General features: G+C 64.2%; 16 protein-coding genes and 1 tRNA gene. 12 read left to right on the top strand and 5 right to left on the bottom strand.

Going from position 1 to position 19,720, the window contains the following annotated elements; all coding sequences use genetic code 11:
• Nucleotides 1–18 precede the first annotated feature (18 nt).
• Entirely contained in the window at nucleotides 19–1,854 is a 1,836-nt protein-coding gene (locus J5M73_RS18135) for a sigma-54-dependent Fis family transcriptional regulator (protein WP_102860246.1), read from the bottom strand.
• A 521-nt stretch (nucleotides 1,855–2,375) separates the two neighbouring features.
• On the opposite strand from J5M73_RS18135, the gene J5M73_RS18130 reads away from it, so the two are divergent.
• From J5M73_RS18130 to J5M73_RS18110, 5 genes are read left to right on the top strand one after another with little or no spacing between them, the layout of a single operon-like run.
• Nucleotides 2,376–3,851, top strand: a complete 1,476-nt coding sequence (locus tag J5M73_RS18130; protein WP_102860245.1) for an aldehyde dehydrogenase family protein — start codon at nucleotides 2,376–2,378, stop codon at nucleotides 3,849–3,851.
• 48 nt (nucleotides 3,852–3,899) lie between these two features.
• Nucleotides 3,900–4,235: a cytochrome c gene (locus J5M73_RS18125; protein WP_102860244.1), complete on the top strand. Its 336-nt coding sequence runs from the start codon at nucleotides 3,900–3,902 to the stop codon at nucleotides 4,233–4,235.
• A 10-nt stretch (nucleotides 4,236–4,245) separates the two neighbouring features.
• Nucleotides 4,246–4,935, top strand: coding sequence for a hypothetical protein (locus J5M73_RS18120; protein ID WP_102860243.1), 690 nt, complete (start codon nucleotides 4,246–4,248; stop codon nucleotides 4,933–4,935).
• Between the two features lie 13 nt (nucleotides 4,936–4,948).
• Entirely contained in the window at nucleotides 4,949–6,517 is a 1,569-nt protein-coding gene (locus tag J5M73_RS18115) for an FAD-binding oxidoreductase (protein ID WP_102860242.1), read from the top strand.
• Nucleotides 6,518–6,576: 59 nt separating this feature from the next.
• Nucleotides 6,577–6,948, top strand: a complete 372-nt coding sequence (locus J5M73_RS18110) for a c-type cytochrome (RefSeq protein WP_102860241.1) — start codon at nucleotides 6,577–6,579, stop codon at nucleotides 6,946–6,948.
• A gap of 96 nt (nucleotides 6,949–7,044) precedes the next feature.
• Here J5M73_RS18110 and J5M73_RS18105 read toward each other — a convergent pair whose 3' ends face one another.
• A complete protein-coding gene (locus J5M73_RS18105) occupies nucleotides 7,045–8,262 on the bottom strand; it encodes an MFS transporter (protein ID WP_102860240.1) in 1,218 nt (405 codons plus the stop codon).
• Between the two features lie 79 nt (nucleotides 8,263–8,341).
• Nucleotides 8,342–9,259: a LysR substrate-binding domain-containing protein gene (locus tag J5M73_RS18100; RefSeq protein WP_102860239.1), complete on the bottom strand. Its 918-nt coding sequence runs from the start codon at nucleotides 9,257–9,259 to the stop codon at nucleotides 8,342–8,344.
• A 227-nt stretch (nucleotides 9,260–9,486) separates the two neighbouring features.
• Between J5M73_RS18100 and J5M73_RS18095 the strand changes: the two genes are divergently transcribed.
• From J5M73_RS18095 to J5M73_RS18065, 7 genes are all read left to right on the top strand, one after another.
• On the top strand, nucleotides 9,487–10,605 hold the full coding sequence (locus J5M73_RS18095; protein ID WP_102860238.1) for an ABC transporter ATP-binding protein: 1,119 nt from the start codon (nucleotides 9,487–9,489) through the stop codon (nucleotides 10,603–10,605).
• A gap of 15 nt (nucleotides 10,606–10,620) precedes the next feature.
• A complete protein-coding gene (locus J5M73_RS18090; protein WP_102860237.1) occupies nucleotides 10,621–11,541 on the top strand; it encodes an ABC transporter permease in 921 nt (306 codons plus the stop codon).
• On the top strand, nucleotides 11,538–12,347 hold the full coding sequence (locus J5M73_RS18085; RefSeq protein ID WP_102860236.1) for an ABC transporter permease: 810 nt from the start codon (nucleotides 11,538–11,540) through the stop codon (nucleotides 12,345–12,347). Before J5M73_RS18090 ends, J5M73_RS18085 begins: the two co-directional genes overlap by 4 nt.
• A gap of 27 nt (nucleotides 12,348–12,374) precedes the next feature.
• Nucleotides 12,375–13,409, top strand: coding sequence for an extracellular solute-binding protein (locus J5M73_RS18080; RefSeq protein WP_102860235.1), 1,035 nt, complete (start codon nucleotides 12,375–12,377; stop codon nucleotides 13,407–13,409).
• A 71-nt stretch (nucleotides 13,410–13,480) separates the two neighbouring features.
• Nucleotides 13,481–14,944 (top strand): amidase, encoded by a 1,464-nt coding sequence (locus J5M73_RS18075; protein WP_102860234.1) that lies wholly within the window; start codon nucleotides 13,481–13,483, stop codon nucleotides 14,942–14,944.
• Nucleotides 14,945–15,021: 77 nt separating this feature from the next.
• Nucleotides 15,022–15,098, top strand: a tRNA-Met gene (locus J5M73_RS18070).
• Nucleotides 15,099–15,278: 180 nt separating this feature from the next.
• Nucleotides 15,279–16,118 carry a 5'-nucleotidase, lipoprotein e(P4) family gene (locus J5M73_RS18065; RefSeq protein ID WP_102860233.1) on the top strand — a complete coding sequence of 280 codons (840 nt, stop codon included), beginning with the start codon at nucleotides 15,279–15,281 and terminating at the stop codon, nucleotides 16,116–16,118.
• A gap of 60 nt (nucleotides 16,119–16,178) precedes the next feature.
• Here J5M73_RS18065 and J5M73_RS18060 read toward each other — a convergent pair whose 3' ends face one another.
• Together J5M73_RS18060 and J5M73_RS18055 are read right to left on the bottom strand one after the other, a co-directional pair.
• Entirely contained in the window at nucleotides 16,179–18,659 is a 2,481-nt protein-coding gene (locus tag J5M73_RS18060; RefSeq protein WP_102860232.1) for a TonB-dependent receptor, read from the bottom strand.
• A gap of 119 nt (nucleotides 18,660–18,778) precedes the next feature.
• Entirely contained in the window at nucleotides 18,779–19,720 is a 942-nt protein-coding gene (locus J5M73_RS18055; RefSeq protein WP_258008896.1) for a FecR domain-containing protein, read from the bottom strand.

Raw genomic sequence — 19,720 nt, 5'->3', positions numbered from 1 at the left:
GCGCAGGAGAGGGCCCGCTCAACGGCCCTTGAGGCGATAGCTGACCTGGGCCCGGCTCATGCCGAGCATCTGCGCCGCCGCGGTGATATTGCCCCCGGAGCGCTCCAGGGCCAGACGCACCAGGCGCCGTTCGATCTCTTCCAGCGAAGTGCCCAGGGCCGGCGCCCGCCCGGTGAGAAACGCGTGCAGGCTGGCCAGTTCCGGCTCGTCGACCGGGGCTTCATCTGCCCGGGCCGGGGCCTCGGGCTGGGCCGCCTCCCGTAGCGCCGCTGGCGACAGGCGGCCGTCGGCGTTGAGGCCGATGGCGGCGCCCGCCAGCGACGTCCCCGCCTCGCTCAGATGCACCACGTCCATGACTTCACCGTCGCTGGCGGCGATCACGCCACGCTCGATCAGGTTCTGCAACTCGCGGATATTGCCCGGGAAGCGGTAGGTCAGCAGCGCATTCACCAGCCGCGTGCTGAAACCCGCCAACTGACGGCCGTGACGCTGGCTGAAGCGGTGCAGGAAGTAACTCATCAACAGCGGAATGTCTTCGCGTCGCTCACGCAGGGGTGGCAGGTGAATGGGAAACACATTCAGCCGATAGAACAGGTCCTCACGAAAGCGTCCGGCTTCCACCTCGCGCCGCAGGTCGAGGTTGGTCGCGGCAATGACCCGCACATCCACCTGCATCGGCTCAGTACCGCCCACCCGCTCGATCTCGCCTTCCTGCAAGGCACGCAGGATCTTGCTCTGGGCCGAGAGGCTGAGGGTGGCGATCTCATCGAGGAACAGGGTGCCGCCATGGGCCCGCTCAAAACGTCCGGGCCGCGAACGATCGGCACCGGTAAAGGCCCCCCGCTCCACCCCGAACAGTTCGGCCTCCACCAGGTTTTCCGGCAGGGTCGCGCAGTTCAGCGCCACCAGCGGCTTGTGCCGGCGGGCGCTGGCCTGGTGCAGATGGCGCGCGAACAACTCCTTGCCTACCCCCGACTCCCCGGTCAGCAACACCGTGGCCTGGGTCGGCGCCACCCGCTGCAACAACTGGCTGGCGGCCACGAACGCCGCCGAGATGCCCACTCGTTGCCCCTCGCCCAACGGTACCGGCAGCTCGGCGACCTGAGTCTCCTGGCCTGTGGCATAGGCACTGCGGCTGAGAAAATCCCCAGGGTCGAGGTACATCAGGTCGATATCGATGTCGTCCCACTGCTGGGCCGGTTTGCCGACAATCCGGCAGGCCGGCTGGCCCATCGAGCGGCATTCCAGCTCGCGAAACACCACCAGCCGCCCCAACAGCGACGAAGCGTAGCCGCTGGCATAGCCGATCTCCATCCAGCATGCCGGCTCGCCGCCCAGGCCATAGGCGGCGATATGCTCGTCATCCTCCAGCGAGTTGTGCCACAGAAACTCCGAATAGAAATGCCCGATGCTGGAGTCGATCTCGAAGCGCACCACCTCGACATTGACCATGCCTTCGAGCATGTGCAGACGCGGCCCGGCGCTGTAAAGGCTGGCGTGGTCGCCGTCCGGCCACTGCTCGCTGACCTGGGCCGCGTCCCGGGCGCCGGCCTGCCAGCCGATGCGGGTGATCAGGCCACGGGCTTTGTCCAAGCCCAGGGCTTCGATCAATTCGCGCCGGATGGAGCCGAACGCCGAACCCTGCATCAGCATCATCCGCTGCCCGCACAGCCAGATGCTGCCGTCCTGGGGCGCAAAGGCCACGGTCTCGGCCAGTTGCTCGGCCGAAGGCAGGCCGCTGGCCTCGAACTGGCTGGCGCGATCGACGATCAAGCGCTTGTGCCGCCCCAGCATCTGCTTGAGGAAATCTTCATCCGCAGGACGGCCGGGCTGGCTGGAAGGAGAACGGGTCATGGGCAATCAACAGGCAGTTCAGGGGCCTTGCAGTATGCCCCGGCGCTTTTCCGGGTCAATCGCCATCCCCCGTCGCCGTCGGTGCTGCGCAAGTTCTGGCCGATAACCGCACAGTTTCCACGAGTGCCCACAGAGTGCCGAGCTTTCGACAACCTCACGACTTCTCTGCATAAATTTCCGCAGCCCGCGCCTGATGCCGCGTGGCGGGCTCGCTAAAAAATCCGAAACAAACAAATAACCAATTGTTTTTAAAGGATATTTTTCAAAACAAAGCGCGTGGCACGATAGTTGTTATGCACAGGCAGATGCTCATCCATAACAACACAACAGGTGACCTTGCCATGCCTTCCGCCCGCCTTGTGCCTCCTCTGCCCTACCCCTCTGCCCTGGACGAGCGCTCCTTGCGCAACCTTGCCCGCCTCGGCTGAAACGCCGCCGTAGCGGGCCCCCATCCCTACCCTCACGCGCCATCGGCTTGATTGCTGACAGCCGAGCCATGGCCACGAACCAGAGAGAACCCCATGACTGCGACTCGACCTGCCTATCAACACCTGGAACTGCAACCCATCGCCGCAGACTGGCGAGCCGGCAGCAGCGGCCGGGAGCTACCCGTCTACGACCCGTTCACCGGGCAATGCCTGCTGCAGATCAGCCTGGTCAACCGCCAGGACCTGGATCAGGCCTATGCCAAGGCCCGCCAGACCCAGGGCCAATGGGCCGCCAGCAGCCCGGCGCAACGCAGCGAGGTATTGCTCAACGCCGCGCGGATCTTCGATGAACGCCGTGAAGAAATCATCGGTTGGCTGATCCGCGAATCCGGCAGCACGCGGATCAAGGCGCAGATCGAATGGGGTGCGGCCCGCGCCATCATCGTCGAGGCCGCCAGCCTGCCCAGCCGGGTGCACGGGCGGATCGTCGCCTCCAACATTCCCGGCAAGGAAAGCCGCGTCTACCGCAAGCCGCTGGGGGTGATCGGGGTGATCAGCCCGTGGAACTTCCCCCTGCACCTGAGCGCCCGCTCCCTGGCCCCGGCGCTGGCCCTGGGCAACGCGGTGGTGGTCAAGCCGGCCAGCGACACCCCGGTGACCGGCGGCCTGCTGCTGGCGCGGATCTTCGAGGAAGCCGGGCTGCCCGCCGGGGTGCTCAGCGTGGTGGTCGGCGCCGGGGCGGAAATCGGCGATGCCTTTGTCGAGCACCCGGTCCCGGCGTTCATTTCCTTTACCGGCTCGACCCAGGTCGGTCGCAACATCGGGCGCATCGCCAGTGGCGGTGAGCACCTCAAGCACGTGGCCCTGGAGCTGGGGGGCAACAGCCCGTTCGTGGTCCTGGCCGATGCCGACCTGGAGCAGGCGGTGAACGCCGCGGTGGTGGGCAAGTTCCTGCATCAGGGGCAGATCTGCATGGCGATCAACCGCATCATCGTCGAGCAGCCGGTTTTGCGGGCCTTTACCCAGCGCTTTGTCGAACGGGTCAAGGCCCTGCCCTACGGCGACCCGAGTCTGGCGGCCACGGTGGTCGGCCCGGTGATCAACAGCAAACAGCTGGCCGGTCTGCAGGACAAGATCCGCCTGGCCCTGGCCGAAGGCGCGACCTTGCTAGTGGGTGGCCCGGCTTCGGGCAATGTGCTGCCGCCCCACGTGTTCGGCGACGTGCACGCCGACATGGAAATCGCCCGCGAAGAAATCTTCGGCCCCCTGGTGGGCATCCAGAGCGCGCGGGATGCCGAGCACGCCCTGGAGCTGGCCAATGCCAGTGAATACGGCCTGTCCAGCGCGGTGTTCAGCGCCAACCCGGAGCGTGGCGTGCAGTTCGCCCAGCGCCTTCATGCGGGGATGAGCCACGTCAACGACATGCCGGTCAACGATGAGCCCAACGCGCCCTTTGGCGGCGAGAAGAACTCGGGCCTGGGCCGTTTCAACGGCGACTGGGCAATCGACGAATTCACCACCGACCACTGGATCACCCTGCAACACACACCACGTCCCTATCCCTTCTGAGCTGGGCGCTTATCAACCGAGTCACCCCATAACAATACGGAGTACGCCATGTCCTCGCTCCTCAACAGCCCCGCTGCACAGCGGACCCTTGCCTTGTGCCTGGCCCTGCCCCTGATGGTGCTGGCCGGTCCGGCCGCCGCCGATGGCGACGGCGTCTGGAAAAACGGTGAAAACGTCTATGCCAAGGTCTGCGGCCACTGCCACGAAAAGCAGGTCGGCCCGCCGATCAAGGGGCGCCAACTGCCGCCGCCCTACATCACCGCGGTGGTGCGCAACGGCTTTCGCGCGATGCCGGCCTTCCCGGCATCGTTCATCGACGACAACGCCTTGCAGCAGGTCGCCGAGTACATCTCCAACGCCCCGGCCCCGGCCGCCCAACCTTGAGGAGACGCCCATGAACATTGAACGTCGCTCACTGCTCAAGGGCATGGCCCTGGGCGGCCTGGCCAGCGTCGCGGTGACCGGCCCCGGCCTGGGCCTGGCCAACAGCGTGCTGGGCCCGTCCAGCGGCCCACGGCTACCGACCCTGGCCCTGGTCAGCCCCGCCGTCGCCGACTCGGCTTTCGTCCAGGGGATCAACGCCAGCTCGGTAGCGCGCCAGGTCAGCGTGCAGCGCTGGGAGGGCAACCTGGCGTCGCTCCAGGCGCTGCAGCAACGCCTGGGCAGCGGCCGGCCACAACGCCTGATCGGCCTGCTGGACGACGCCAGCGCCGCCCTGGTGCTGGACCAGGCCCGTAGCGCCGGGGCCCGAGTGCAATGGCTCGGCCAGCACCACAGCGATGCCCGGAGCTCGCGCCACCAACTGCTGGGCACCGCCGCCGCCCATGGCTGCGCCTTGCAACTGGGTCTGCAACTGAACGCCTGTGGCGCCGGTTTCAGCCTCAGCGAACAACGCCTGCTGGCACAGCCGGCGTTCCAGGCCGGCGCTCGCGCCCGCGATCCGCGCAGCGCCGAACAATGGGCCGCCATCCTCGGCTACAGCCTGGCCGAACTGGCCCGCGGCCGCCTCGGCCAGGCGCCTTTGGCCAGCCCACGGGCCACGCCGCTGAGCGGCCATTTCGTTTCGTTTTCGATCGAGGCTTGAAGGAGCTGATCCCATGACTGAGCAAACCCAGAAGCCACTGCTGCCCCGGGGCGTGAATACGGCCCACTTCAATAAAGCCATCGCCCAGTTCCGAGCATTGCTGGGGGACGAGAACGTCCTGGTCAAGGACGACCAACTGGTGCCCTACAGCAAGATCATGATGGCGGTGGACACCGCCGAGCACATGCCTTCGGCCGCGGTCACCGCCACCAGCGTCGAGCAGGTGCAGGGGGTGGTGAAGATCTGCAACGAACACAAGATCCCGGTCTGGACCATCTCCACCGGGCGCAACTTCGGCTACGGTTCGGCCGCCCCCGGCCAACGCGGCCAGGTGATTCTCGACCTGAAGAAAATGAACAAGATCCTCCACGTCGACCCGCAATTGTGCACCGCGCTGGTGGAGCCCGGGGTCACCTACCAGCAGCTCTACGACTACATCCAGGAACACAACCTGCCGCTGATGCTGTCCTTCTCGGCGCCCTCGGCCATCGCCGGTCCCCTGGGCAACACCATGGACCGCGGCGTCGGCTACACCCCCTACGGCGAACACTTCCTCATGCAGTGCGGCATGGAAGTGGTGCTGGCCAACGGCGACGTCTATCGCAGCGGTATGGGCGGGGTCAAAGGCGACAACGCCTGGCAAGTGTTCAAGTGGGGCTACGGCCCGACCCTGGATGGCATGTTCACCCAGGCCAACTACGGCATCTGCACCAAGATGGGCTTCTGGCTGATGCCCAAGCCGCCGGTGTTCAAGCCGTTCGAGATCAAGTTCGAGAACGAGTCGGACATTGCCGAGATCGTCGAATTCATCCGCCCGCTGCGCATCGCCCAGGTGATTCCCAACTCGGTGGTGATCGCCGGCGTGCTGTGGGAAGCGGCCACCTGCAACACCCGCCGCTCCGACTACACCAGCGAGCCGGGGGCCACCTCCGAGGCCATCCTCAAGCAGATCCAGAAGGACAAGAACCTCGGTGCCTGGAACGTCTACGCCGCGCTGTACGGCACCCAGGAGCAAGTGGACGTCAACTGGAAGATCGTCAACCAGGCCCTCAAGGCCCTGGGCAAGGGACGCATCGTCACCCAGGAAGAAGCGGGCAACACACAACCGTTCCTGTACCGCTCGCAACTGATGTCCGGGGTGCCCAACCTGCAGGAGTTCGGCCTGTACAACTGGCGCGGCGGCGGAGGCTCGATGTGGTTCGCCCCGGTAAGCCAGGCCCGCGGCAGCGAGTGCAACAAACAGCAGGCCCTGGCCAAGCAGGTCCTCAACAAGCACGGCCTGGACTATGTCGGCGAATTCATCGTCGGCTGGCGCGACATGCACCACGTCATCGACGTGCTGTACGACCGCAGCAACCCGGAAGAAACCCTGCGCGCCAACGCCTGCTTCGCCGAACTGCTGGATGTGTTCGAGCAGCAAGGCTATGCCGTGTACCGGGTCAACACCGCCTTCCAGGAGCGGGTGGCGCAGAGCTACGGCCCGGTCAAGCGCAAGGTCGAGCACGCCATCAAGCGCGCCCTGGACCCGAACAACATCCTCGCCCCGGGCAAGTCCGGGATCGATCTGGCCAACCCCTTCTAAATCGCACACACGCCCCGTCGGCCTGGCGCCACGGGGCCCTTTGAAGCACAGGAAAATCCATGAAGTACACCCCACTGCTCGCAGCTCACGCCCTGTTGCTGGCCGCCCCCCTGGCCCTGGCCAACGGCGATGCGGTCCTCGGCAAGACTCTGTTCAGCGCTCAATGCGGCTTCTGCCACAGCGTCGAGAACGGCAAGCACCTGATGGGCCCCAGCCTGCAAGGCGTGTTCGGCCGGGCCAGCGGTAAGGCCCAGGGCTTCAGCTATTCCAGTGCCCTGCAAGGCGCAGGCCTGCAATGGAACGATGCCACGCTGGAGCGCTGGTTGAGCAACCCGGCGACCCTGGTACCGGGCAACAAGATGATGTTTCCCGGCCAGGCCGACCCGCAGAGCCGCCAACACCTGATTGCCTACCTGAAAAGCCTGCACTGAGGCCGCAGGCAGCGACGCCTCAACTAGCACTACGCTGAAACGAAAACGCCCGGAGCATGGCCCCGGGCGTTTTTTTACGCGTCGAACCACCGCGCGTCAGGCTTTGCGGGTGCGCGGCAGGAAGATCGCCAGCACTCCGAACAGCGGCAGGAACGAGCACAGGAAGTACACGTACTCGATGCCATGGATGTCCGCCAGGTGCCCCAGCAGCGCCGCGCCGATCCCGCCGAAACCGAACATCAAACCGAAGAACACCCCGGCGATCATGCCGACGTTGCCCGGCACCAGTTCCTGGGCGTAGACCACGATGGCGGAGAACGCCGAGGCCAGGATAAAGCCGATCACCACACTGAGGACGCTGGTCCAGAACAGGTCGACATGGGGCAGCAGCAGGGTGAACGGCGCCACCCCGAGGATCGAGAACCAGATCACCGCCTTGCGCCCGATCTTGTCGCCGATCGGCCCGCCGAAGAAGGTCCCCGCCGCCACCGCGCCGAGAAACAGGAACAGGTGCAGTTGCGAGCTGGCCACCGACAGGTCGAATTTCTCGATCAGGTAGAAGGTGAAATAGCTGGTGAAGCTGGCCATGTAGAAATACTTGGAGAACACCAGCAGCCCGAGGACCACCAGGGCGCTGATCACCCGGTTCCTCGACAGACCATGGGTCGCCGCCTGGCCCTGCTTGAGCTTGTGCAGGCGCAGATGGTTGGCGTACCAGCGGCTGATGGCGTAGAGCACCACCAGGGCAAACAGCGCGAACAGACCGAACCAGGCCACATTGCCCTGGCCGTAGGGAATGATGATCGCCGCGGCCAGCAAGGGGCCGAACGCGGTGCCGGCGTTGCCGCCCACCTGGAAGCTCGACTGCGCCAGGCCATAGCGCCCGCCGGAAGCCAGCCGGGCGACCCGCGACGCTTCCGGGTGGAAGGTCGAAGAGCCAATGCCGATCAATGCAGCCGCCAGCAGGATCAGGGCAAAGCTGCCGACCTGGGACATCATCAAGATGCCGATCAGGGTGCAGATCATGCCCGCTGGCAACAGGAACGGCAGAGGCCGTCGATCGGTGTAAAAACCAACCCAGGGTTGCAGCAGGGAAGCGGTGAGCTGAAAGGTCAGGGTGATCAGGCCGACCTGGGTGAAGGTCAGGCCGTAATTGTCCTTGAGCATCGGGTAGATCGCCGGCAGCACCGCCTGGATCAGGTCGTTGATCAAGTGGGCCAGGGCCACCGCACCAATGATGCGCAAGACCAGTGGACTGCTTTGCGAAGCGGGAGATGCCGTCGTTGCGACGGTCTGAGGGTTGCTGCTAGCCATAGGATTTTCCGTACAACGGGTGGGTGCACAGGGGCAGATGCGCCAATGTGCCATTTTTTGCTGCGCACACGCCATCCCATTAGCTTGCTAACGACCCCACTATCCGCGCCTCGGGGAAGTCCGCTTCAAGCTCGGCCTTGAGCCATTGGATGAACCACTCCACGTCCTGCGACCATTCAGTGGCCGGGGTCAGCACCCGGTAGCTTTCCAGCTTCACCTGATCCTCCAGCACCCGCACCAGGGTGCCGGCCTTGAGCTCCTCGCGCACCAGCACTTCATTGGCCAGGGCAATGCCGCCGCCGCTTTCGGCCACCGACAGGGCGTGGTCGTTGTTCACATAGATCAGGTCGGAGCTGAGCTGGATATCCAGGCCATTGGCGGCAAACCACAGGTTCCACCACTCACCGTCATCGAAATGGATCAACTCGTGACGGGCCAGATCCGCCGGGCCCTTGATCGGCTCGATGCCGGCCAGGTAAGCCGGGGTGCAAATCGGGAACACCCGAGGGCAGATCAGGCTGATCCGTGACTCGGGGTACTGCCCATCCAGGCCATAGGCGATCCCCAGGTCGGCGCTCTTGGCGTCGACTTCGGTGAAGGTGGAGTTCGGCTCGATGGCGAACTTCAAACCCGGCCGCACATGGCGCAGCGCCTCCAGGCGCGGGGTCAGCCAGCGCTTGGCAAAACCCGGCACCACCATGATCCGCAGCCAGCGCTCGGCGGCCTTGGGCTGGGCTTCGCGCCCGGCCTCGATGATCAGTTGCAGGGCGGCGGCGATCTTGCGGTGGTACTTCTCCCCCGCCGGGGTCAGGACCACACCGCGCGAGGTGCGTTCGAACAACTGCACCCCGAGCCAGTCCTCCAGCAGCTTCACGTGGCGGCCGATGGCCGGCTGGGTGACATGCAGCGACCTGGACGCTTCGACATAGCTGCCCAGGCGGGCCGCGGCATCAAAAGCCCGCACCGCATTCAACGGTGGCAAACGCTGTTCGGCCATGGTTTTGCACGCTCTCTGCTATTAAATTATTTAACAGCTGGTATGTTAAAATTGATGTTTCGCCCCCGCAACCCCTCACTGATAATCAGCCCCAGCAGAACAATAAGAACCCGCGCAAAGCCCGTAAAAACAGGCTTTGCACGCATCCGAACACATCTCGATCCTGCCCTAAGAAAAACAATATCCATGGCCTGCGCGACAGCCCATGGGGGAATCGGAGGTAAGGCATGAATGCCCTGCATGCGCTGCAAACACTGGCGGTGTCCATCCGCTCGGTGCGTAAGGTCTACGGCGATCCACACAGCGGCCCGGTGGCCCTGAAGCACATCGACCTGGACATCCGCGACAACGAATTCTTCACCCTCCTCGGCCCCTCTGGCTGCGGCAAGACCACCCTGTTGCGGATGATCGCCGGGTTCGAATTTCCGACCCAGGGCGAGATCCTCCTTTACGGCGAGAACATCGCCGAGCGGCCGCCCTTCGAGCGCCCGGTGAACACCGTGTTCCAGCATTACGCCCTGTTCCCCCACATGACCCTGGCCGAGAACCTGGCCTTCGGCCTGGAATCGCGGCCCATGGGCCAGGTGCTGAGCAAGGCGCAGATCGCCGAGCGGGTGCGCGAGATGCTGGCCCTGGTGCAGATGGAACGCTTCGCCGGGCGCAAGCCCAACCAACTCTCCGGCGGCCAGCAGCAACGCATCGCCCTGGCCCGGGCCCTGGCGCCCCACCCCAAGGTGCTGTTGCTGGACGAACCGCTGTCGGCCCTGGACCTCAAGCTGCGCCAGGCCATGCGCGAAGAACTCAAGGCGATCCAGGCCAAGACCGGCATCACCTTCATCTTCGTCACCCATGACCAGGAAGAAGCCCTGACCCTGTCCGACCGCATCGCCGTGCTCTCCGAAGGCGAAGTGCAGCAAGTGGGTCGCCCGGAAGAGATCTACGAGCAACCGCGTAATCGCTTCGTCGCCGACTTTATCGGTGAAACCAACTTCATCCAGGCCACCGTCAGCCGCGTCGAAGCCGGCCTGGCCTGGTTTGGCGGTCCCGCCGGAGAGGCGCTGCCGGCGCAACCCTGCAACACGGTCAAAGTCGGCCAGCAGGTCACCCTGTCCGTGCGCCCGGAGCGCCTGCACCTGCGTAGCGACGCCGTGGAAGGCGCCCTGGCGTGCCGCATCGAGGCGCAGATCTACCTGGGTACCGACCTGCAATACCAGGTCAGCCTTGGCGACGGCATGCGCCTCACCGTGCGTGCGCCCAACAGCCTCGAACACCATCCGCGTCTGAGCGTGGGCAGCCACGCCGGGCTGGTGTTCGAACGCGGCAGCGCCAGCGTCCTGCTGGATTGACCACGAGGATTCGCCATGCACGCCTCATCGATTTCCCAGCACCTGGAACGGCGCAAGGCCTTGCGCAGCGTTCTCGGAGTCAGCCCGGCGCTGATTGCCATCGGCCTGTTCCTGATCGTGCCGATCCTGATCGTCATCGGCTACTCGCTGATGGAAGCCAACCCCTACGGCGGGGTGAACCAGGTCTTCAGCAGCGACGCCTACACCGCCCTGCTGTTCGAACGGCAACTGGATGACAGCCTGGCCTTCACCGACTCCTACCTGCTGATCGCCCTGCGCTCCATCGGCATCGCCGGGCTGACCACCCTCATCACCCTGCTGATCGGCTTTCCGGTGGCGGTGTGGCTGGCCATGCAACCGGTGCAGCGCCGGGGCCTGCTGATCTTCCTGATCACCGTGCCGTTCTGGGCCAACCTGCTGATCCGTACCTACGCCTGGATCCTGCTGCTGCGCAACACCGGGGTGATCAACAACAGCCTGATGGACCTGGGGCTGATCCACGAACCGCTGCAACTGCTGTACACCGACGGCGCGGTGCTGCTGGGGCTGGTCTACACCTACGCGCCCTTCGTGGTGCTGCCGATCTACGCCACCCTGGAAAAGATGGACATCCGCCTGCTGGAAGCCGCCCAGGACCTCTACGCCGGGCGCTGGCGCACCTTGCGCAAGGTGGTGCTGCCAATCGCCAAGCCGGGGATCTTCGCCGGGGCGATCCTGACCTTCGTGCCCTGCCTGGGGGCGATGATCGCTCCGGAACTGCTGGGCGGCGGCACCCGGATGATGCTCGGCAACCTGATTTTCCGGCAGTTCAGCGACGCCCGTAACTGGCCCTTCGGCGCCGCCCTGTCCCTGGTGCTGATGGCCGCGGTGATGCTGGTACTGACCGTCTACGCCCTGCGCGCCCAGCGCCAGCGAACCCTTCAGGAGGGTGCATGATGATCCGCCTGTTCAAACGCAACGGCCCAGGCGTCCAGGACTTTCCCGGCTTCGGCGGCGTCAGTTTCCTGTTCTACCTGTACCTCTACGCGCCGATCCTGGTGCTGGTGGTGTTCTCCTTCAACGCCAACCAGTCGGCCACGGTGTGGAGCGGCTTCAGCCTCGACTGGTACCGCGCAGCGTTTGCCAACCAGGCCCTGCGCCAGGCGGCGGGCAACAGCCTGCTGATCGCCGTGTGCGCCAGCATGGCAGCCACCGCCATCGCCACCCTGGCCGCCCTGGGCACTTCACGCGGGGCCAAGTTCAAGGGCCTGCAACTGTCCATGGGCGCCATCATGCTGCCCCTGGTGCTGCCGGAAATCGTCGTCGGCGTGGCCACCCTGGCGCTGTTCTCGACGCTGGGGCTGTCCCTGGGCTACGGCAACCTGATCATCGCCCACACGGTGTTCTGCATCCCCTTCGCCTACTTGCCGATCCGCGCCCGCCTCAACGACATGGACCTGTCCCTGGAGCATGCCGCCGCGGACCTGTACGCCGGCCCCTGGCGCACCTTTCGCAAGGTGACCCTGCCGCTGCTGATGCCGGGGATCGTCTCCGGGCTGATGCTGGCCTTCATCGTCTCCCTGGATAACTTCGTGATCTCGATGATGGTGTCCCAGGCGGGCACCACCACCCTGCCGATCTTCATCTTCGGCCTGTTGCGCATGGGCGTGACACCCGACGTCAACGCCGTGTCGACGCTGATCCTCGGCGTCTCGGTGCTGTTCGTCAGCCTCTCTTACCTGTTGAGCAAGAAACACCCTTGAACCGTCCACTGACCTTGGGGAAATGCCATGAGCAAGTTGATCGCAAGTCTGGGAACCTCGCTGCTGCTGAGCCTGCCACTGGCGGTACAGGCCGCCGAGAAACTCAACGTCGTGAGCTGGAGCGGCTACTTTTCGCCGGAGATTCTCGCCAAGTTCCAGAAGCAGACCGGCATCGAGGTCACGGTGGACTCCTACGATTCCAACGAAACCCTGCTGGCCAAGCTGAAACAGGGCGGCACCGGTTATGACGTGGCAATCCCGTCCCACCAGTTCATTCCGATCCTGATCCAGGAGCAGTTGCTGGAGCGCTTCGATCCGGCCCAGCAGCCCTACTACGCCGGCGTGGTCGACAACCTGAAAAAGCCCACCTGGGACCCTGAAGGCGCCTACTCGGTGCCCTTCATCTGGGGCACCACCAGCGTGGTGCTCAACAGCGAACGCTACAAAGGCCCGAGCGACAGCTACAAAGTGCTCTACGAACCGCCAGCGGAGCTGCAGGGGCGGATCAACATGTTCGACTCGGTGAGCGAAGTGATCGACATGGCCAGCCTGTACCTGAACATTCCGCTGTGCAGCGAAGACCCCAAGCAGATGCAGCAGATCCTTGGCCTGCTCAAGGCGCAGAAGCCCTTCGTCAAGACCTACAGCTCCAAGGCCGGGGCGATCCGCGAGAACCTGGCAGCCGGGGAAGTCGACATGTCGATGTTCTGGGGCGGTTCGTCGATGCGTGCCCGGGAGATGAAGCCCAGCCTGAAGTACCTCTACCCGAAAGAAGGCGTGCTGGCCTGGGTGGACAACATGGTCATCCCCAAGGGCAGCAAGCACCCGGCGAACGCCAAGGCCTTCATCGCCTTCCTCAGCCAGCCTGAGAACGCCGCCATGACCCAGAACTTCCTCAAGCACCAGAGCCCGATCAAGGGCGTCGAACCCTTCCTCGACGCCGGGTTGAAGGATGCTCCCGAGCTGCACATTCCCGAGGGCACCAAGGTGGTCTTCAGCCAGACCTGCGGCGAAGGCGCGATCCGCCTCGCCGACCGCCTGTGGACCAACCTGATGCGCTGAGCTGCGTTGACTTCTGCCGCCCCGGCCTGGATGCCGGGGCGTTTCTAAAGCCGTTTGAAAGGCCCCCTGCCATGATCGCCAATCCCCCCAGCGAGCTGGTCCTGCTCCAGGCCCATGAACTCGCCGAGCGTATCCGCCTGCGTCAGGTTTCCTGCCGGGAAGTGATGCAGACCTACCTTGCCCACATCGAGCGCTACAACCCCCTGGTCAATGCCCTGGTCAGCCTACAACCGGCCGACAGCCTGCTGGCCCAGGCCGAGCAGCGCGACGCCGAACTGGCCCGTGGCGACTATCGCGGCTGGATGCACGGCCTGCCTCACGCGATCAAGGACCTGTCCCTGACCCAGGGCATCCGCACCACCCTGGGCTCGCCGCTGTACCGGGATTTCATCCCCGAGCGCGACGGCATCATGGTGGAACGGATCAAGGCTGCCGGGGCGATCATTATCGGCAAGAGCAACACCCCGGAATTCGGCCTCGGCTCGCAGACCTACAACCCGCTGTTCGGCGCCACCGGCTGTGCCTATGACCCGAGCAAGACCGCCGGCGGCAGCAGTGGCGGCGCCGCCGCAGCCCTGGCCCTGCACCTGGTGCCGGTGGCCGACGGCAGCGACATGATGGGCTCGCTGCGCAACCCGGCGGCCTTCAACAACATCTTCGGTTTCCGCCCGTCCCAGGGCCGGGTGCCCTTCGACGACAGCAGCGACCTGTTCATCGACCAGCTCGGCTACGAAGGCCCCATGGCCCGCAGCGTGCGCGACGCAGCGCTGCTGCTGTCGGTGCAGGCCGGCGGCGATGCACGGGCACCGCTGTCCATCGCCGAATCGGGCCAGGGCTTCGCCGCGCCACTGGAGCGCGACTTCAAGGGCACGCGCCTGGGGTGGCTGGGGGACTTCAACGGTTACCTGCCGATGGAAAAAGGTGTGCTGGAACTCTGTGAAAAGGCCTTCGGCGATTTCCGCAGCCTGGGCTGCAGCGTCGAACCGGCCAGCCCGGACTTCGCCCCCGAGCGCCTGTGGAGCAGCTGGCGCACCTTGCGCCACTGGATGGTCGCCGGGTCCCTGGGCAGCGCCTATGCCGACCCGCACAAGCGTTCACAGCTCAAGGCAGAAGCCATCTGGGAAGTGGAAAACGGCCTCAAGCTGTCCGCCAGCCAGGTCTTCGACGCCTCGGTGATTCGCAGCGACTGGTACCGCGCCCTGTCAAAACTGTTCGAACGCTTCGACTACCTGCTGCTGCCCAGCGCCCAGGTCTTCCCCTTCGACAAGCACACCCCTTGGCCGTGCAGCATCGAAGGCGCGGCCATGGACACCTATCACCGCTGGATGGAGGTGGTGATTCCCGGCACCTTGTCCGGCTGCCCAGTGGCCAGCGTGCAGGCCGGCTTCAATGCCGAAGGCCTGCCCATGGGTTTGCAGATCATTGGCAAACACCAGGCCGACTTCGCCGTCCTGCAACTGGCCCACGCCTACGAACAGGCCAGCCGCTGGTTCCAGCGCTGCCCGTCGCCGCTGATTTCCGAGGGGAAGGGATAAACGGTTGATAGCGTAGATAATTTTTTTATAAAAATGCTTGACGCATTGTCGTTCTGCGCGAATAATGCGCGCCACTTGGCTACATAGCTCAGTTGGTTAGAGCATAGCATTCATAATGCTGGGGTCCGGGGTTCAAGTCCCTGTGTAGCCACCAAGTACTAAAAACGGCTTACCGCAAGGTAAGCCGTTTTTTTATGCCCGCGAAAAAGTACCGGGGATTACGCCGCATTGATCCACAAACGCGACACCCGCATTGAGCACCGCCACTGGCTGGGATAGAACACTCCGGCAGTGTGTGTGAGAGCTGCGCCATCCTCACTTCAAGGGCTCGATAATGACAATAAAAAACCACGCAACTTCAGTCGCCCCCTGGCTGTTCTCGCTTTTGGCAATCGCCTGTACCCCAACCTTTGCCGAACAGGCCCCTACCCCGCCTTCCAACCTGTTGACCGCCGCCGTGGCCTGGAAGCAGACCGCCGCCGAATTCGAGGCGCTGTACTACCAGGGCTTCAACATCGCCCGTCTGCAACTGGACCGTGCCCTGCAGGAGCACAAGGCCGGCGACCGGCCGCTGGCGATCATCAGCGACGTCGACGACACCGTGCTCAGCAGCAACAGCTACTGGGGCTACATGATCAATTCGGGGAAAGAATTCTTCGACGACGAGGCCTGGGACAAGTGGGTCGCGGACAATGGCCCGGTGGCCACTCCGGGCGCCGTGGAATTCCTCAAGTACGCCCAGTCCAAAGGCGTCGAGGTGTTCTACGTCACCAGCCGCGACCAGGGCGAAAAGACCTACGACTACGCCCTGGCCAACCTGCGCAAAAACCAGTTGCCCTACGCCGATGAACAGCACCTGACGGTGTACCGCGACAGCTCCAACAAGGAGCCGCGGCAGCAGGAAATCGCCAAGGACCACAACGTGGTGCTGATGCTGGGCGACAACCTCAACGACTTCAAACGCAAGTACTACGTAGCCGACGTCAAACAGCGCAGCAGCCTGATGACCGAGGACAAGCAGCAGTTCGGGCGCAAGTTCATCCTCTTCCCCAACCCCACCGACGGCCATTGGCTGAAGGCGATCTTCGGCGATTCCGAACCGCCGGCCACCGCGGAAAACCGCGCCAAGTTCAAGGCCACGGCCGGAGCTAACGCCTGGCAGGTGAAAGACTAACCACGCAACACCACAGCCCCCGCACAGGGGTGGTCATGGCTCCCTTCGAGCCATGACCCGCTACAGCGACCATCGCACCGTCACCATGGCATTACGCGGTTCACCATAGATGTCATTGCCGTAGTAGGTATTGGTGCTGATGCTCTGGTAGTACTTCTTGTCGAAGACGTTGTTCAGGTTAAGCCGAAACTCAAGGTGTTCGGACGCCTGATAGCGAGTCATCAGGTCCACCAGGGCATAGCCTTTCTGTTCGACGTACATCGGCGTGCCCGAGTCGTAGAAATTCACATCCTTGTTGTAGATCCGGTTCTGGCTATAGAGCCCCCCGCCCACAGTCCAACGATGCAAGTCTCCCGGCAGTTGGTAAGTGGTAAAGGCCTTGAACACGTGACGTGGAATATCGGTGTCGAACAGGCGGCCGACATTGTCCTCGTTGCTGTCCTTGCGATACTTGGCCTGGGCATAGGTGTAGCCCGCCCCCAACTCCCAACCCGGCGCCAGCTTACCGTTGACCTCAAGCTCGATACCTTCGCTGCGCACCTCGCCGCTGGCTTCGTAGCACTGCAGGCTGGAGCACTGAGCACTGACCACCTGCTTGGCGCGATTGACCTGGTCGATCCTGAACACCGCAACGCTGGCGGTCAGGGCTCCTTCGAAGTATTCGCCCTTGATGCCCGTCTCGTAGTTCTTGCCGACTACGGGCTTGATCAAGCCACCGGAGCTGTCCACTTCCGCTTGTGGGCTAAAGACATCGGTGTAGCTGACATACACCGAGTGATGGGCGTCAAGGTCGTAGACCATGCCCGCATAGCGGGTGAGGTTGCGGGTGACCTTGTAGTCGGTGCTGGAGGCGGTGCGCACCCCGGCAAAGCGCGTATCCACATCGTAGTCGTACCAGTCCAGGCGCCCGCCCAGAATCAGGGTCAGGGGCTCGGCGAGGCTAAAACGTGAGGTGAGGTAGAAGCTTTTCAGCTCGGAGTTGCGCTCCTGGCGCCAGTAATCCAGGTCCATCTGCGGCTTGGGCACGCTATGGGGATCGGGACGGTAGATGTTGGTCCGCGTCTCGTTGTCCTGGAAATTGCCCTTGCCGCGAAAGGCCAGCTCACGCTGACTGGCCCCCACCACCAGCTCATGCTCACGCCCGAACAGAGCAAACGGCCCGGAAGCGAAGAGGTCGTAGCTGTCTTGCTGATCCTTGTAGTGGTACTGACCGACGTACTGGCCGAACTCGTCGAAATCGGCGCCGAAACGCTCGGTCATCGAACCGAGCATCTGCAAGTCGGACCAGGACTTGCTGGCCGACAGCAACAATTTCCAGGCGTTGTCGAAGCGGTACTCCAGGCGACCAAAGGCCGTGACGTTGTTCTGGTCCCAGTACTCCCAGTCACTGCCCAGGTAGGCCGAGCGCGACAGGTGCAGGTGCCGGCCGTCAATCGCCGCAGGCAGCCCGCCCCAGGTCGTAGTGTTGTGCGACGCCTGATTGGTAGCGCCCACGGTCAGCGTGGTGTTGTCATTCAAGTCGGCCTCGGCAATGCCGTAGAACACCGAACGCTCGGCATCGGCCACGTCCTGGAAACTGTTCTTGCTCTGGTAGGCAGTCACCAGGCGCCCGCGCAACGTGCCACTGTCATTGAGGGCACTGGAGGCATCGATTTCGCTGCGGTAATTGTCCCAACTGCCGGCACTGGCAGTGATGCTCAGACGCGGTGCGGCAGTGGGCCGCTTGCGTACCATGTTGATCGCCGCCGAGGGGCTGCCCGTCCCCTGCATCAGGCCAGCGGCGCCACGCATGACTTCGACCCGATCGAAGATCGCAGTGTCGGCCGCAGTGCTCATGTCCCGGCTCAGGTAATGCGACATGTCGTTGGCCAGGCCATCGACCATGAGGTTCTGTACTTCAAAACCCCGCGAATAGAAAATCGGCCGCTGGGGTCCGTCCTTGGTGATGGAAATGCCCGGGGTGCTCTTGAGCACATCCTCCAGGCTTTGCATGTTCTGATCGTCCATGCGCTGGCGGGTGACCACGGTCACCGACTGTGGAGTCTCGCGAATCGACAGGGCCAGCTTGGTGGCCGTCTGCATGGCACCGGTGGTGTAGGAACCGGTGTCTTCGGTGGTGGTGCCCAGAGACGCGCCGGTGATCTGGGTCGGCCCCAGATGCAGCGCCGCCCCCGTCGGCAACTTGACCAGGGTATAGCGCGCCGGGCCTTCCTGGCGCAGTTGCAAGCCACTGCCGGCCAGCAGCTGCGCCACGCCCTGACTGAAGGAATAACGGCCCTTGAGCCCCTGGGTAACGAGCCCCTGGGTCTGGCTGGAGCCAAAGGACAGGGTAACTCCGCTGGCCGCGGCAAACTCACTGAGTGCAGTACCCAGTGCCCCTGGCGCAATGTTGAATTCCTGCGCTTCGCCCACCGCCTCCTGGGCCAGGGCCAACGGCGCAACACTGGTGACCGCCAGCAGCGTGCCAAGGGTGATGCTCAACGCCGTGCGATTGAAACTGCGCCGCAGGGCGGCCTGGGTGAAACGACTCCGGTGGCTCATGTACGCGTCCTATGCCATAGCAGTAAAGGCGGCTGATTGACCGCTCTACTGATGAGCCGAACGCCAGGCGGAATCGGCAAGGCGCATTGACGATTTTTCTTCAAGCGACCATTCGCCCGTCACGCTTGCACACGCACCCAGTACCTGGAAAACCGGCGCACCCTCACCGGCAACGACAATGGCAGGTTGGCCAGCACCCCATCGATATCATCCAGGCGGAAGGCCCCGCTGATGCGCAGTTGCGCAACTTCATCCGCACACCCCAGGTAGCCAGGGCGGTAACGACCCAGCTCACGGATGAAATCCGCCAGTCGCCAGTCAAGCGCCACCAACTGGCCCCGGACCCAGGCACTCTCGGCATTGTCCGCCACCCGCAGGGCACCCATCTGCCCGGAGCCGAAGGTCAGCGCCTGGCCTTCGGCGACCCTCCGGGCATGTTGCGGATCATCGTTCAGGCGCACCTCCACCGCATGTTGCTGAACCGATACTTGGCTGAAGGCCGGCTCCAGGCGCACATCGAAACGGGTGCCCAGGGCCCGGATGCGGCCATGGGCAGTTACCACCAGTAAAGGGCGCGCCGGTGCCCGGTCTGCGGCCGTGGTGACTTGGATCTCGCCCTGACGCAGGAAGATCAGCCGTTCTTCATGGCTGTAGGCAACGTCGACCCGGGTATCGGTATTGAGGTGCAGCCGCGTGCCGTCCGCCAGCAGTTCTTCCCGGCGCTGGCCGGTGCGCGTGGCGAAGTCGGCGCTGTAGGGAGACAGCCGATAGCCGCCCAGCAACGCCGAGCCACTAGCCATCAGCAGCAGTACCTTGAGGCCCTGGCGGCGCTGGATGCCCATTTCCGACAAGACCGGCAAGGCAATATCCTGCGGGACCCCACGCAGCTGCAGTTGCAGCCTTTGCACCCGGGCCCAGGCTCGCGCATGTTGCGCATCGGCGCCAAGCCACTGCTGCCAGGCCTGTTGCTGCGCCGCGCTGACCTGTTGATCGTTGAGGACCAGGTACCAGTCCACCGCTGCCTGCAGGTGGGCCTTGTCCAGGGGAGGAGGCGACGGCAC

Source organism: Pseudomonas sp. 50_B (assembly GCF_017491625.1).
Taxonomy (GTDB): domain Bacteria; phylum Pseudomonadota; class Gammaproteobacteria; order Pseudomonadales; family Pseudomonadaceae; genus Aquipseudomonas; species Aquipseudomonas danubii.
Note: the sequence above shows the minus strand (reverse complement) of the source record. Positions and strands in the feature narration are given on the sequence as shown.

Bases quoted from the DNA above. Each gene is read 5' to 3' on its own strand.
- J5M73_RS18135 (WP_102860246.1), bottom strand. From the start codon at position 1,854: ATGACCCGTTCTCCTTCCAGCCAGCCCGGCCGTCCTGCGGATGAAGAT.
- J5M73_RS18065 (WP_102860233.1), top strand. From the start codon at position 15,279: ATGACAATAAAAAACCACGCAACTTCAGTCGCCCCCTGGCTGTTCTCG.
- J5M73_RS18125 (WP_102860244.1), top strand. From the start codon at position 3,900: ATGTCCTCGCTCCTCAACAGCCCCGCTGCACAGCGGACCCTTGCCTTG.
- J5M73_RS18060 (WP_102860232.1), bottom strand. From the start codon at position 18,659: ATGAGCCACCGGAGTCGTTTCACCCAGGCCGCCCTGCGGCGCAGTTTC.
- J5M73_RS18085 (WP_102860236.1), top strand. From the start codon at position 11,538: ATGATGATCCGCCTGTTCAAACGCAACGGCCCAGGCGTCCAGGACTTT.
- J5M73_RS18115 (WP_102860242.1), top strand. From the start codon at position 4,949: ATGACTGAGCAAACCCAGAAGCCACTGCTGCCCCGGGGCGTGAATACG.
- J5M73_RS18120 (WP_102860243.1), top strand. From the start codon at position 4,246: ATGAACATTGAACGTCGCTCACTGCTCAAGGGCATGGCCCTGGGCGGC.
- J5M73_RS18095 (WP_102860238.1), top strand. From the start codon at position 9,487: ATGAATGCCCTGCATGCGCTGCAAACACTGGCGGTGTCCATCCGCTCG.
- J5M73_RS18075 (WP_102860234.1), top strand. From the start codon at position 13,481: ATGATCGCCAATCCCCCCAGCGAGCTGGTCCTGCTCCAGGCCCATGAA.
- J5M73_RS18105 (WP_102860240.1), bottom strand. From the start codon at position 8,262: ATGGCTAGCAGCAACCCTCAGACCGTCGCAACGACGGCATCTCCCGCT.
- J5M73_RS18080 (WP_102860235.1), top strand. From the start codon at position 12,375: ATGAGCAAGTTGATCGCAAGTCTGGGAACCTCGCTGCTGCTGAGCCTG.
- J5M73_RS18100 (WP_102860239.1), bottom strand. From the start codon at position 9,259: ATGGCCGAACAGCGTTTGCCACCGTTGAATGCGGTGCGGGCTTTTGAT.
- J5M73_RS18110 (WP_102860241.1), top strand. From the start codon at position 6,577: ATGAAGTACACCCCACTGCTCGCAGCTCACGCCCTGTTGCTGGCCGCC.
- J5M73_RS18130 (WP_102860245.1), top strand. From the start codon at position 2,376: ATGACTGCGACTCGACCTGCCTATCAACACCTGGAACTGCAACCCATC.
- J5M73_RS18090 (WP_102860237.1), top strand. From the start codon at position 10,621: ATGCACGCCTCATCGATTTCCCAGCACCTGGAACGGCGCAAGGCCTTG.